The sequence below is a fragment of the Brevibacterium sp. JSBI002 genome, from assembly GCF_026013965.1.
Lineage (GTDB): Bacteria > Actinomycetota > Actinomycetes > Actinomycetales > Brevibacteriaceae > Brevibacterium.
In genome coordinates this window covers 1588887-1602486 of the sequence record NZ_CP110341.1, presented here as the reverse complement: position 1 = coordinate 1602486, position 13600 = coordinate 1588887, and the positions used below count along the sequence as shown (strand labels likewise).

10 protein-coding genes and 1 tRNA gene are annotated in these 13600 nt (G+C 65.7%); all 11 read right to left on the bottom strand.

Going from position 1 to position 13600, the window contains the following annotated elements; all coding sequences use genetic code 11:
• Positions 1-2: 2 nt before the first annotated feature.
• Positions 3-1088 carry a threonine synthase gene (gene thrC / locus LJ362_RS07295; protein ID WP_264801490.1) on the bottom strand — a complete coding sequence of 362 codons (1086 nt, stop codon included), beginning with the start codon at positions 1086-1088 and terminating at the stop codon, positions 3-5.
• 2 nt (positions 1089-1090) lie between these two features.
• Entirely contained in the window at positions 1091-2398 is a 1308-nt protein-coding gene (locus tag LJ362_RS07290) for a homoserine dehydrogenase (protein WP_264801489.1), read from the bottom strand.
• Between the two features lie 35 nt (positions 2399-2433).
• The gene (gene lysA, locus LJ362_RS07285; protein ID WP_264801488.1) at positions 2434-3873 is read right to left on the bottom strand and encodes a diaminopimelate decarboxylase; all 1440 of its coding nucleotides are present in this window, start codon (positions 3871-3873) and stop codon (positions 2434-2436) included.
• Positions 3873-4700 (bottom strand): DALR anticodon-binding domain-containing protein, encoded by an 828-nt coding sequence (locus tag LJ362_RS07280; protein WP_172169175.1) that lies wholly within the window; start codon positions 4698-4700, stop codon positions 3873-3875. The genes lysA and LJ362_RS07280 overlap by 1 nt, the downstream gene beginning before the upstream one ends.
• An 84-nt stretch (positions 4701-4784) precedes the next feature.
• Positions 4785-5960, bottom strand: coding sequence for a CynX/NimT family MFS transporter (locus tag LJ362_RS07275; protein WP_264801487.1), 1176 nt, complete (start codon positions 5958-5960; stop codon positions 4785-4787).
• Positions 5961-6009: 49 nt separating this feature from the next.
• A complete protein-coding gene (locus LJ362_RS07270; protein WP_264801485.1) occupies positions 6010-8559 on the bottom strand; it encodes an FtsX-like permease family protein in 2550 nt (849 codons plus the stop codon).
• Positions 8556-9329: an ABC transporter ATP-binding protein gene (locus tag LJ362_RS07265; RefSeq protein WP_173153903.1), complete on the bottom strand. Its 774-nt coding sequence runs from the start codon at positions 9327-9329 to the stop codon at positions 8556-8558. The genes LJ362_RS07270 and LJ362_RS07265 overlap by 4 nt, the downstream gene beginning before the upstream one ends.
• Before the next feature lie 122 nt (positions 9330-9451).
• Positions 9452-9527: transfer RNA gene (locus LJ362_RS07260), tRNA-Arg, on the bottom strand.
• A 113-nt stretch (positions 9528-9640) separates the two neighbouring features.
• Positions 9641-10678, bottom strand: coding sequence for a D-alanyl-D-alanine carboxypeptidase family protein (locus LJ362_RS07255; RefSeq protein WP_264801484.1), 1038 nt, complete (start codon positions 10676-10678; stop codon positions 9641-9643).
• Between the two features lie 416 nt (positions 10679-11094).
• On the bottom strand, positions 11095-12156 hold the full coding sequence (locus LJ362_RS07250; protein ID WP_173153897.1) for a hemolysin family protein: 1062 nt from the start codon (positions 12154-12156) through the stop codon (positions 11095-11097).
• Positions 12153-13484 (bottom strand): hemolysin family protein, encoded by a 1332-nt coding sequence (locus LJ362_RS07245; protein WP_173153894.1) that lies wholly within the window; start codon positions 13482-13484, stop codon positions 12153-12155. Before LJ362_RS07245 ends, LJ362_RS07250 begins: the two co-directional genes overlap by 4 nt.
• Positions 13485-13600 lie beyond the last annotated feature (116 nt).

Here is a 13600-nt window from a genome sequence, read left to right as displayed (position 1 = left end):
CCTCAGCTGTCCTCGAGTCCCAGGGCGCGTGCGGCGCTGACGGCGTCGACGGAGACCCGTTTGGTCTCGATATCGGATCCGTCGGCGGTGTGCAGTGCCCAGCTGGGGTCCTTGAGTCCGTGACCGGTCACGGTGACCGCGATCGTCGCATCGGCAGGGACCCGACCGGCGTCGGCCATCTTCAGCAGACCCGCCACCGAGGCGGCCGACCCGGGCTCGACGAAGATGCCCTCTTCGCTGGACAGGATCTTGTGCGCAGCGAGGATCTCGTCGTCGGTGACCGAATCGATGAGACCGCCCGAGTCGTCACGCGCCGCTTCGGCCTGCGTCCAGCTGGCGGGGTTGCCGATGCGGATGGCGGTCGCCACCGTATCCGGTTCGTCGACGGGGTGGCCGAGCACCAGCGGTGCGGCACCGGCGGCCTGGAAGCCCCACATCTGAGGCAGCTGCTTGGAGAGCCCGTGTTCACGGTATTCGCTGTAGCCCTTCCAGTACGCCGTGATGTTGCCGGCGTTGCCGACGGGCAGCACATGGATGTCGGGAGCGTCGCCGAGGACGTCGACGATCTCGAAGGCCGCGGTCTTCTGACCTTCGATGCGATCGGGATTGACCGAGTTGACGAGGTGGACCGGGTAGGACTCCGAGAGCTTGCGGCACAGCGTCAGGCAGTCGTCGAAGTTTCCGTCGACTTCGAGCAGGGTCGCCCCGTGGGCGATGGCCTGGCTCATCTTCCCCGGCGCGATCTTGCCGGTGGGCACGAGGACGGCGCAGGTCAGTCCGGCCTTCGTGGCATAGGCGGCGGCAGAGGCCGAGGTGTTGCCCGTCGAGGCGCAGATGACGGCTTTGGCACCATGGGCCACAGCCTTGGTGATCGCCATCGTCATACCGCGGTCTTTGAACGACGCAGTCGGATTGAGGCCCTCGTACTTCACCCATACCTGGGCACCGGTGCGTGCGCTGAGCTTCTCCGCCCGGATCAGCGGGGTCCCGCCCTCACCGAGTGTGACGGCAGGAGTGTCAGCGGAGATGTCGAGGAGGCTGCGGTATTCCTCGACGACGCCCTGCCACTGGTGTCTGGGGTAGTTCATAGTCACTGTCCTTCTACGCGGATCACGGATTTGACGGTGTGGACGACAGGCAGATCGACGAGTCGATCGACCGTCTTCTGCAGAGTCGAGTCGGTGTTCGAGTGGGTGGCCAGCACGAGCTTCGCGTGCTGGACGCCGTTGTCGTCGATGTCCCCGATCGTCTGTCGCATCAGTTCGATGGATGCCCCTTCATCGGCGAAGACCTCGGAGACCGCGGCGAGCACACCGGGACGGTCGACCACGTCGAGGGTGATGTGGTACCTGGTCGTGATCGCCGAGATCGGCAGGATCGGGTAATCCTCGTGGAAGGGGCGTTCGTACTGTCCGCGTCCGCCGAGCACCTTGCGCCTGGCCACGGACACGAGGTCGCCGAGCACGGCGGATGCGGTCGGTGCTCCCCCGGCCCCCTGTCCGTAGAACATCAGCTCGCCGGCGGCTTCGGCCTCGATGAACACGGCGTTGAAGGCACCGCGGACGGATGCCAGTGCGTGTCCTCGGTCGAGAAGCGCCGGATAGACGCGCGCCGAGAGTCCGGCGCCCGCCGGTGATGAGGCCACACGTTCGCACACGGCGAGGAGTTTGATGACGAAGCCCTGGTCCCGGGCGGTCTCGACCATCTCGGCGGTGACGCCTTCGATGCCTTCGACGTGGACGTCGTCGATCGACACGGGTGCGTGGAATGCCAGAGATGACAGGATCGCAGCCTTCGCCGCCGCATCGTGTCCGCCGATGTCGGCGGTCGGATCGGCCTCTGCGTATCCGAGCCCTTGGGCGGCGGTGAGCGCCTGGTCGAAATCCCAGCCCTCGGAGTCCATCTGGTCGAGGATGTAGTTCGTCGTGCCGTTGACGATGCCCATGATGCGTTCGATCCGGTCGCCGGCCAGCGAATCGCCGACGGGTCGGATGATCGGGATGGCCCCTGCCACCGCTGCTTCGTGCTCGAGGCGCACACCAGCGGCGTCGGCCGCGGACATGAGTTCGCCGTAGCTGGCGGCCAGCAGAGCCTTGTTCGCGGTCACGACCGATGAACCCTGGCGCAGCGCTGCGGTGATGAGCGAGCGGGCGGGTTCGATTCCGCCCATCAGCTCGACGACGATATCGGCTCCGGCGATGGCCGCCTCGGCGTCGGTCGTCAGCAGCTTCGCGTCGATTCCCGGACGGGCCTTCGAGGCATCGCGGACGACGATGGCGCTCAGCTCCAGCGGAGCGCCGATGCGCTCGGCCAGGCCCTCCGCGCGATTCTGGATTCGGGCGGCGACCTCCGTGCCGACGACTCCGCATCCGAGCATGGCAACCTTCAGTGCCTGCATTTCCTCACCTTTTCCGCTCTTGTCTCTCGCACTCATCAGTTCGACGCCGCTCCCCCGGCCATTCCCGGGTCCGTGGCGAACATCTGCGTGTGGTCTTCGGGGGTCACGATCCACTCAACTCTATCGGCCTCGACGGCCAGCACGCCCGGCCGGGGCAGGTGGTTGTAGTTGTTGGCCAGCGAGCGGCAGTACGCCCCGGTGGTGGGGACCGCGACGAGATCGCCTGCGGTGACGTCTGCGCCCATGTATTCGTCGCGGACGATGATGTCACCGGACTCGCAGTGCTTGCCGACGACCCGCACGATCGCAGGCTCGGCGCTCGAGTTCCGGTTGGCCAGGGTGCACGAATAGTCCGCGTCGTAGAGAGCCGTGCGGATGTTGTCGCTCATTCCCCCGTCGACGGCGACATAGGTGCGAGTGCCGCTGTCCGTGCTCACCTGTTTGACGGTGCCGACCTCGTAGAGAGTGAACACCGCCGGGGAGACGATGGCGCGTCCGGGTTCGATGGAGATCCGGGGGACGCTCGTGCCCAGACCCCGGCATTCCTTGGCCACGACGGCGGCGAGCTCTGCGGCCATCTCCGCGACCGGGATCGGGGTGTCCTGGGAGGTGTAGCGGATGCCGAAGCCGCCGCCGAGGTCGACATCGGGCAGGTTGATGCCGTGTTCGCCCATGATCTCGGCTCGGAAGGCGAGTACACGGGCGGCGGCGACCTGGAATCCGGAGATGTCGAAGATCTGCGAACCGATGTGGGAGTGGAGACCGTCGAGACGCAGATGTTCGGATTCGGCGACCAGACGAGCGGCCCGGGCGGCGGTGCCGTCGGCGAGAGAGAGCCCGAACTTCTGGTCTTCGTGAGCCGTGGCGATGAAGTCGTGGGTGTGCGCTTCGACGCCGACCGTGACTCGCAGCATGACCGGGGCGACCGTTCCTCTGGCTGCAGCGATGGATTCCAGACGTGCGACCTCATCGAGGCTGTCGACGAAGATCCTGGCCACGCCGTAGTCGAGGGCGTATTCGAGCTCCGCCGCCGATTTATTGTTTCCGTGCAGCCCGACGCGGTCGCCGGGGACACCGGCGGCGCGGGCGATCATCATCTCGCCCAGGGAGCAGGTGTCGAGGCCGAGCCCGGCCTCATGCACCCAGCGGGCTACAGCTGTGCACAGGAATGCCTTCCCGGCGTAGAACACATCGGCGCCGGCCAGTCCCTTCTCCACGGAGAAGGCGTTGGAGAATGTGCTCAGGTAGGCCTCGGCACGGCTGCGGAAGTCAGCGACGTCCATGACGAGAGTGGGGGTCCCGTATCGTTCGGCCAGGTCCGTCACGGAATGACCGGCGATCGTGAGCACTCCGTCGTCGGTCTTCGTGACGTTGTCCGACCACAGACTCGGCAGCAGGGCATTGACGTCATCGGGATAGGGCAGCCACACCGGGGCCGGTGTCGCGTGCAGAGTCCCTGCGATATGTGCGGGCATCAGATCCTCTCCGGGGCCGAAGCGCCCAATTGTCGTAGTCCTGCGGCGAGGACGATGATGACGGCTCTCAGAGCGAAGAGCCGGGAGGCATGGGTGACGGTGATGTCCTCATCGACCGTCGGAGTGACCGGACAGCGGCGGATCCAGTCCTCGACGGCATCGCCGAGGTCGATAAGAGCGTTGACGAACAGATCGTTCTCGCCGAGGCGGCGCGAGCGTTCCAGCGCTGACGGCAGTCCCGCCACGGCATTGAGCATTCGCGTCTCGCTCGGATCCTCGAGTCCCGCCGCGTCGACGGCCTCGGACGGGATTCCCGCTCGGTGCGCCCGCCGCTGCTCCCGGCAGGCGGCGGCATGGCCGCGCTGCAGGCTGTTCACCGCGACCGGGTCGACGTCACGGTCGTGGTCGCCGGTGACAGGCGCCTGTGCCGATTCCCGGTCCGCAGCGACGAGCAGCGTGCGCAGCGGCGACCCGTCCTGTTCCGCTCCCTCGATCGAATCGGTCTCCCCCGCTGCAGTGATGATGTCGCTGAGCACATGTGCTCGGCCAGCGGGAGTGAGGGTCACGTTGACGAAGCCGGGCCCGGCGATGACGGCATCCGCCACCCCGGTCAGGGCACGCAGTTCGGTGCACAGATGTGCGGCGAGCTCGGTCCGCTGCTCGGGTGCAGCGGCGGCGCGCAGCGCCACGGGCGTCGTCCAGTCACCGAGTTCGGAACGGTTCGGAGCCAGGACGTCGATCTGCATGGCGAACCCCGGTGCGACGAGGCCTGCCTCGGCCGTCGCCAAGGCGCGCGCGAGTGCAGTCTGCAAGTCTTCCGGGGTCACTCGAACAGAGTACTCGGGCCCGGACGGCGAGGACGAATCCGATGTCATCTTCGCTCTCATCACGAGACGGAAGCCCGCCGGGCCTCAGATGGCGCCGGGTCGGCAGGCGGCGTGGCTGACGAAGAATTTGACGGCCACCGAGGCGAGCACCACGACGAATGCCTGCCACATGCTGTCGAAGCTCTGGAGGAGAAAGGCGAAGATCAGCGGGCCGGTGGCCGCGAGGAGATACCCGCCGCCCTGGACGAAGCCGGACAGGGAAGCCGCCGCCTCGGCGTTTCGCGCCCGGAGGGTGATGAGTGTCAGAGCGAGTGGGAACGTGGAGATGCCGATGCCCAGCAACACTGTCCACAGCACGGGAGCCGCTGTCGGCAGCAGCCACAGACCCAGGTACCCCACGGCCAGGCTGAGGCAGAAGCCGACGACGATGGGATATGCCGAAGTCATCTTCTGAGCCAGGGTCGGCAGGACGAATCCGAGGACGAGAGGGATGGCTGTGACCAGCGCGAGCATCGCCCCGCCGAAGGCAGCATCGAACCCGGAGCGGGTGAGCAGACCCGGCAGCCAGGTGAAGAGGATGAAGTTGTTGAACGACGTCAGACCCGTCATCGTCATCAGCGCCCAGGCCCGAGGGCTGTGCAGGAGGCGGGAGAGCTCACTGCCGCCGACGACGGCGACGGCCACCTCGGCGGCGGGTGCGGGCCTGGCCATGCGGATGACGATCCACACGACCGCACCCAGAGCCGCGAAACCGGCCCAGACGAGCAGTGACCCTCTCCAACCGACACCGGAGGCGAGGGGAACCGCCACGAGCGGCGGAATGAACGTCCCGAACTGGAGGAGCCCGACGTGCACGGTCGACATGAGGGCCACCCTGTCGGGGAAATACGATTTCACCAGGGGCGGGAGGACGACGTTTCCGATGCCCATTCCCAGCAGGGCCAGCACGCTCAGCGCCAGGAACAGCGACGGCGAATCGATGACCGAGCGGACACCCAGTCCGATCATGACCAGCACCATGGCGGCCAAGGTCAGGCCGAGTCCGGAGAAGCGGGCATAGAGCCGCGGGGTGATGAAGCCGCTGATGCCGTAGAGCAGCGGCGGCAGCATGCCGATGACGGCCAGGAACACCGCGCTCAGTTCGATCTCTTCGCCCATGGTGTCGAGCAGAGGCGAGAGCCCGGTGACTCCGGGGCGCAGATTGAAGGCAGCGAAGACGATTCCGAGGACGATCAGAATGCGGATGCGCGCGGAGTTCATGAGCTCTTTCCTATCAGACACCGACGTCCGGTTCGGTGGCCGGGGCCCATCAGAAGTCGAGTTTGAGACCTTCGACCGGTGAGAGTCGGGACGCTCGCCTGGCCGGTGCCAGAGCGGAGAGGATGCCGGCGACGACCGCCACGCCGAGGATGCCGAGGAAGGACGGGGCAGAGAAGTCGACGATGAGGTCGGTGGAGTAGTCGTGGGTGACCAACCGTGTGCCGACGATGCCCAGGGCACCGCCGAGCACGAGTCCCAGCAGTGCAGCCACCGATGAGATGAGCACCGCCTCGAGCGCCAGTAGAGTCCGCAGCTGCGCAAGGCTCAGCCCCAGCGCCCGCATCAGCGCGTTCTCCCGGCGGCGCTCGATGACGGAGAGGCTGACCGTGTTCGAGACGCCGATGAGCGCGATGACCACAGAGACGAAGAGCAGAGCCACGGCCCCGGCGAGCAAGACATCGATGAGTTCGGAATAGGCGCCCCGGGCGACGGCCGAGCCGCCGACCTCGTCGCTGGAGACGTCGAGCGTCTCGGCCACGGACTGGCGGATGCGGGTGATCTCATCGACGTCGACATCCTCGTCGAGGCGGACGAGCACGGCCGTCGTCGTCGCCGAGATGCCGAGATCGTTGCCGACGTCGGGGGTGGTGAAGAAAGCGAGGCTGGAGAGGCCGTCCCTGTGCACGGGCACGCTCATCTCGTTGAGCCCCTTCACCCGCACTGTCGGTGAAGGATAGTCTTCGGGGACCGTGACCCGTCCGGACACGATATTCGCGGCCGCGCCTCCGAGTACGGTCTCGGCGCTGTCCGGGTCGATGACGAAGATCTCGGGACGGGAGCCCTTGAAGTCTTCGACCGCCTCGGCGCGGTGGGCGAGGACCGCGGTGGACACGCCGGGGATCCCGCGCACATCGTCGAGTTGGTCATCATCGACGAGGCCCGACAGCGGCACGGAGATGTCGACGGGATAACGCTGGTCGAGTCCGTGGCTGAGCGTCGCCTTCGTCGACATGCCGCCCACGAGGATCGTCGCCACCAAGGTCACACCGATGATAAGCGCCGTGGCTGTGGCCGCGGTGCGACGCGGATTGCGCAATGTGTTCAGGGTCGCCAGCTGACCGGGCACGCCCCAAGGGCTGAACAGCACCTCCCCCGTCCACGCGACGACGGGTGGGATGATCTTCGCCGCGCTGATGACCAGCCCCGTGACCACGAGTCCCCCACCCAGCGCTCCGCCGAGGATCCAGAGCTGAGAGGCCGACACCGCATAGACCGAGACGATGACGAGAACCACACCCAGCCCGATGCAGCCGAAACCCACGAGGTGCCGCGGACGAGCGCGGGTGCTCGGCGAGATGGAAGCGTCGAAGGGCTGGAGTGCTTCGAGCGGGGTCACAGCGATGGCACTGCGAGCCGGTCGGATGGTGGCCACAATCGTCAGCAGGGCACCGATGACGACCCCGCTGACCAGGGCGGAGACGGGAACGGTGAGAGTGTCGTAGGGGAACTCCTGCGGCCAGTAGCGCACCGCCACAGCCATCAGTCCGCGACTGCCGGCGACCCCGGTGAGCACACCGAAGATCGACCCGAGCAATCCGACGAAGAGCCCTTCGGCCACGACCGAGCCGTACATCTGCACGCGGGTGGCGCCGAGGCAGCGCAGCAGAGCGAATTCCCGACGGCGTCCGGCGACGATGACGGAGAAGGTGTTGGAGACGACGAGGATGGCGACGATGACGGAGATTCCGGCGAAGACGAGCAGGAGACCGGTCACGACGGCGTTGCCGCCGGAGAGGCGGTCGGTCTTCGCTTTTACGGCATCGTCCACGGAGAGCGCTTCGAGGCTGCCGTTCAGTTCCGAACCGTCGATGACCCTCTGCAGCTGTGTACGCACAGCCTCTGGGTCCGCGCCGCTCTCGAGGGCGATCTGAATGGCGATGACATCGCCCTGCTGGGCGAAATACTCCTGATAGCCCGATGCTGTCGTCAGCGCTCGAGTGGCACCGGGCAGGGCCGGATCCTGCCCCATTTCGGCGATGCCCACGACGGAGAAGGTGACGCTGCTCTGACTCGAACCCCGGTAGATCGGCATGTCATCGTTTCCGCTCTCCACCGGGACCGCATCGACGGTGAAGCGAATCTCATCGCCGACTCCGAGGTTGAGATCGCTGGCCGTGCGCGTGTCGAGCACGAGATCCGTCGTTGCTTCTGGTCGCTGACCGGAGACCATTTCGAAAGTGTCGAGCCGTTCGTCGGCAGGCACCGGAGACAGCGCAAAAGAGCTTTCGGAGAATGCGGATCCTCGGCCCGTGGTCACTGTGCGGGCCGACAGCGACGCGGTGGCCACCCCGTCGACTTCGGCTAAGGGGCGCAGCAGCGGAGACGCCTCGTCTCCCCCGACGAAGACGTCTCGGTCCGGGACGCCGGTGAGGTCGGCGTTCTCGAAAGATCGGCCGACGGCGTGTTCGAGGCTGTCCTGCAGCGAGGAGTTGATGATCAGGGTTGTTGCGACGAATCCGGAAGCCAATGCGATGCCGAGGCCGATTGCGAGGAATCGGGCCCAGTGGATCCGAATCTGTGCGAGGGCGACAGCGATCACAGAGAACTCAGTTCACTCAGCGCCGTGACCACGCTCTCTCGCGTCGGCTGACGGACTTCACCCGTGGCTCGCCCGTCTTTGAGCAGGACGACCCGCCCGGCGTGAGATGCCGCGACGGGGTCGTGGGTGACCATGATGATCGTCTGCCCGTACAGGGTCGTGGCCCGACCGAGCAGGGACAGGACCTCCGCTCCGGCGTGGGAGTCGAGGTTTCCTGTGGGCTCGTCGGCGAAGATGACATCCGGCCGCGTCAGCAGAGCCCGGGCCACGGCGACTCTCTGCTGCTGACCGCCGGAGAGCTCGTGCGGACGATGCTGCAGACGATCGCCGAGTTCGAGGCGTTCGACCACTTCGGCCTTCCACTGGCGATCGATCTTCTTCCGGGCCAGTGAGACCGGCAGTTCGATGTTCTGTTCAGCGCTCAGCGTCGGGACGAGGTTGAAGGCCTGGAAGATGAAGCCCACGCGGTCACGCCGCAGCTGAGTCAGCTGCCGGTCGTTGAGACGGGTGATGTCCTGGCCCCGCATGATGATCGAACCCGAATCGACACGGTCGAGCCCGGCAAGCACATGCATGAACGTCGATTTTCCGGACCCGGAGGGCCCCATGATGGCGGTGAAGCGTCCCGATTCGAAGTCGACGCTGATGTCGTCGAGAGCGTCGACTGCCGTATCACCGCGACCGAAGCTCTTGCGCAGTCCCTGCGCTCGGAGGACGATCTCATCGTCCCCCGCGCTGGTCTGGACGGGTTCTTCAGCAGGTTCCGACATCGTATGCCTAACATCGCGGTCTGGGTCTCGACTCCGACTACCTTAGATCCTGGCTGCACCACCGACCACTCGGACCGCCTATGCAGAACCGCCCACCTCAGAAGTTGAGATGGGCGGCATCGTGGTGCCCGCGACAGGATTCGAACCTACGACCTTCTGCTCCGGAGGCAGACGCTCTATCCACTGAGCTACGCGGGCAACGGTTGCAACTCTATCACCGTTGGGCACCACCTCCCAAAACGACACCGCGAGCAGTCCTCCGAGGACTGCCCGCGGTATCGTGGGGCTGTGATCAGCGATGTTCGAGCAGATCAGGCACCCTTCATAGCCTTGCGGCCGGGCACGTATTCCCAGTGCCAGAGCTCATAGGAATTGCGCTTGGCCCAGTCCGGATTCTCCCACCCGAACTTCTCAGCGTTGGCGACGAGCCATTCGTACTGCTGGCCGGTTCCGTTCTGCGTTCCCGCGCCGAGGTCCAGTGCCAGGCCCCAACCGTGGTTGGAGGTTCCGGGACGAGCTGCGAAGCCGGGCTTGCGTGCGGCGACGGAGACCTGTGATTCCAGCGACCGGTAGGAGTCGGTGACTGCGAGGTCTTTGCCGGTGTCCTTCTTGAAGGCAGCGTTCATCTTCGCGAACGACACAGCCGCATCGGAGCGCAGCTTGTGGTTGCCCACGCCGATCTCACACAGCCATCCGTCGGGCAGCTCGCCGTTGCTCGCCTCGCCCTTCGGCGCTGCTTCGTCACAGCCGGGCAGAACGGTCTTCGTGATCGCGCGAGATGCCGCGTCGACCTTGGTCTGCTTGGCGCTCGGGGCGCCGATGGTCATCGAGGTCTTGTCATCGTCGTCGACCTTGATGTCGGCGGAGACCGATTCGGCGTTGATCGCACGTGGCTGGGACTGTGCGGCCGTGTCGTCGACCTTGACTTCCTGGTTGCCGCTCATGTTGCCGGCGACCATCACGGCAGCGATGGCGGTACCGGTGACCGAGACGGTGGCCAGAGCGGACAATGTGGTGACCTGACGGCGGCGGACCGAGCGCAGCAGCGAACCGTCGGAACCGCGGTTGCCGAGCTGAGCAGCGGCCAGCGTCGACGTATGACCCGCAGGGGTCATCGGCCGAGAAGCCTCTTTGGCCATCGCTGCCCGTCGCGGTGAGCCCGCTGCTGCGCGGGCCTCGGCTGCCATCGCCGCGCGACGAGGTGAAAGGACTGCGGATGCGCTGTTCCGCGACTGCGATGTCACGGGATGCGAAGAGTTGATCGTCGAAACCTGCGAAGAGGCGTTCTGCTTCCGCAGATCACGTCGGCGGACCTGCGGCGCCTCGACGGTCGAGAGCTCACTCGACATAGTGCTCCATACTGTTGGTGAAGATTGTGCGGTGGAAGCCCTCTGCCGGGCGCCCGAAAGCTGATGTCACAACACTATAACGACATTGTTACAGAATGTCACCTTCAGTTCATTCACAGCGTGTGACCAGGACATTTCCTGACGATGCATGGTCACAGATCACTACAGGCGCCCTACTCCAGGTGTCCTGAATCACCGTTTCGTTACGAACCGTTACACAGTCGGTCACGTTTGGGAGTCCGCATCGAGCGGCACTTCCCACGAGCACAGACGCTGTCCGACAGCCGACCACATGGCCCCGCGCACCGGCACAGCGCCGGGAGCGGACGCGACGCCTCGACGGCGGCCTCCCCGCAATCAGGAGACCGCCGTCGAGGCGAAAGGGTGAGCCGGGTGGATCGGCCGGCGCAGAATGCTCAGCGGCGGAAGTCGAATCGTCCCCGCTGCATCGCGTCCTGGACTTCGCCGACGAGCTCTTCGAGCACGTCCTCGAGGAACAGCACGCCGAGGACCTGCGCCTGCGAGTCGATGACGCGGGCGACATGGATTCCCGCCTTCTGCATCTGCGCCAGCGCCTCTTCGACCTCGTCATCGGCAGTGACCGTGAACAGGGGGCGGAAGCGCTTGCTCTGCACCGGAGCGTCGAAGGCCTCTTCGGTGTCCGCGTAGAGGACATCCTTGATGTGGAGGTAGTCCTGCGGATACCCGTCGTCACCGACGACGAAGTAGCGGGAGAAGCCTGTCTTGCCGACCAAGGTCACAAGCTCGTTCGGGGTCACCTTGTCCGAGATCGTGACGAGTTCGGACATCGGGACCATGATGTCGGACGCAGTCTTGTCGCTGAACTCGATGGCCCCCTTGAGCAGCCCCGTGTCATCACTGAGCAGTCCTTCGCGCTTCGACTCGGCCACGATCGATTCGACCTGCTCGATCGTGTAGGCCTCATTGACCTCGTCACGGGCCTCGATCTTGAACAGGTGGAGGACCCCATTGGCCAGGCCGTTGAGGGGACGAATGACGAAACCGAAGACCCGCGCCAGGAACACCAGCGGTGTCGCCAGCAGCATCACGGCCTGGCCGGAGGCGGCCAGCGCCAGGTTCTTCGGCACCATCTCACCGATGACCACGTGCAGGTAGGTGACGACGCCGAGCGCCAGGACGAAGGAGATCGTCGAGGACAGTCCGGCGGGAATGCCCAGGCCCTCGAGGGGACCGGCGAGCAGGTGATGGATGGCCGGTTCGGCCACATTGCCCAGAAGCAGGGAGCACACAGTGATGCCGAGCTGGCAGATCGCCAGCATCAGTGACACGTGCTCCATCGCATAGAGAGCGGTCTTGGCCGCCGCGGAGCCTTCTGCCGCTCGCGGCTCGATCTGTGATCGCTTGGCAGCGACCACCGCGAATTCGGCGGCGACGAAGAAGGAGTTGCCCAGCAGGAGAACGACCAGCCAGACCAGTCCGAACCAATCGGCGCTCATCGAGTCTCACCTCCGGTTTCGAAACCCCCCGCGTCGGCGGCGCGCAGCACCACCCGGAGGCGTTCGATGCGTCGTCCGTGCATCCGTTCGACCACGATGCGGGCATCCTCCATGCAAACCTCGTCACCCGGTTCGGGGATCCTTCCGAGCTCCTTGAGGACGAATCCGGCCATAGTCTCGTAGTCCGAGTCCTCCGGGATGTTGACCCCGATCGTCGACGAGATCTCATCGGGTCGCAGCTGACCGGGCACTATCCAGGAGCCGTCGCGAGCCGGTCGTGCCGCGACGCGCATCCGATCATGCTCATCGGCGACCTCGCCCACGAGCTCCTCGACGACATCCTCGAGAGTGACCACTCCGGCTGTGCCGCCGAACTCATCGACGACCACAGCCATCTGCAGGCCGGTGGCGCGCAGCTCCAAGAGCAGCGGGTCGAGGCGCTGCGTCTCCGGGATCTCACGGACCTCGGTCATCAGCCCTCCTGCGTAGGCGTCGTCGCGGTTGCTCGGAGGCACGGCGAAAGCCTGTTTGACGTGAACTACTCCGACGATGTGGTCCTTGTCCTCGTCAGCCACGGGAAACCGGGAGAATCCGGTGTCCCGGGCCTGTTCGATGATCTGCCGAGCCGTGGTGTCCTTGTCCACCGTGGACATGCGCGTGCGCGGAGTCATCACGTCTTCCGCGGTGCGTTCGGAGAAGCTCAGAGTCCTCTCCAGCAGACCTGCTGTCTGCTCATCGAGCACGCCCTCTTCGGCGGAGTGCCTCACGAGTGAGGTCAGCTCCTCCGGGGAACGCCCCACCGAACCTTCTTCCTGCGGCTCGATGCCCATCGACATCAGGATCTTGTTCGCCGTGCCGTTGAGGACGGCGATGACGGGTTTGAAGACGAGCGAGAAGACGTACTGGATCGGTGCGGCGATGCGACCGGTCGCCAGCGGCACAGCGATGGCGAGGTTCTTCGGCACGAGCTCTCCGAAGATCATCGATCCCACGGTGGAGACGATGAGGGCGATGGTCAGCGCCAGCGGGGCCGCGAGGCCGGGGCCGACGCCCCAGGCCTCGAACAGCGGCGCCAGCAGCCTGCCCAAGGACGGTTCCATGAGGTAACCGGTGAGCAGAGTGGTGATCGTGATGCCCACCTGCGCTGCCGAGAGCTGGGTGGACAGGTGGGTCATCGAACGCCGAAGCGTCTTCGCGCCGACGACACCTTCTTCAACCGCCTTATCGGCTGTGTGGCGGTCAAGCGTCAGCAGCGAGAATTCGGCTGCGACGAAGACTCCGGTGCCGAGGATGAGCAGCAGTGCGAGGGCGAGGAGTATCCATTCCATCAGTGACTGTCCCCGCCGTTCGCTGTCTGCTCAGCAGAGCAGGTCAGGTCTGAGACCCTCGCGGGGTGAGGGTCGTCATCTGGGGCGCCGGCTTCCCGCCGGCCGGGACTGTCACT

Coding starts and splice junctions, on each gene's coding strand:
- thrC (WP_264801490.1), bottom strand. CDS start 1,088: ATGAACTACCCCAGACACCAGTGGCAGGGCGTCGTCGAGGAATACCGC.
- LJ362_RS07290 (WP_264801489.1), bottom strand. CDS start 2,398: ATGCAGGCACTGAAGGTTGCCATGCTCGGATGCGGAGTCGTCGGCACG.
- lysA (WP_264801488.1), bottom strand. CDS start 3,873: ATGCCCGCACATATCGCAGGGACTCTGCACGCGACACCGGCCCCGGTG.
- LJ362_RS07275 (WP_264801487.1), bottom strand. CDS start 5,960: ATGAACTCCGCGCGCATCCGCATTCTGATCGTCCTCGGAATCGTCTTC.
- LJ362_RS07265 (WP_173153903.1), bottom strand. CDS start 9,329: ATGTCGGAACCTGCTGAAGAACCCGTCCAGACCAGCGCGGGGGACGAT.
- LJ362_RS07255 (WP_264801484.1), bottom strand. CDS start 10,678: ATGTCGAGTGAGCTCTCGACCGTCGAGGCGCCGCAGGTCCGCCGACGT.
- LJ362_RS07250 (WP_173153897.1), bottom strand. CDS start 12,156: ATGAGCGCCGATTGGTTCGGACTGGTCTGGCTGGTCGTTCTCCTGCTG.
- LJ362_RS07245 (WP_173153894.1), bottom strand. CDS start 13,484: ATGGAATGGATACTCCTCGCCCTCGCACTGCTGCTCATCCTCGGCACC.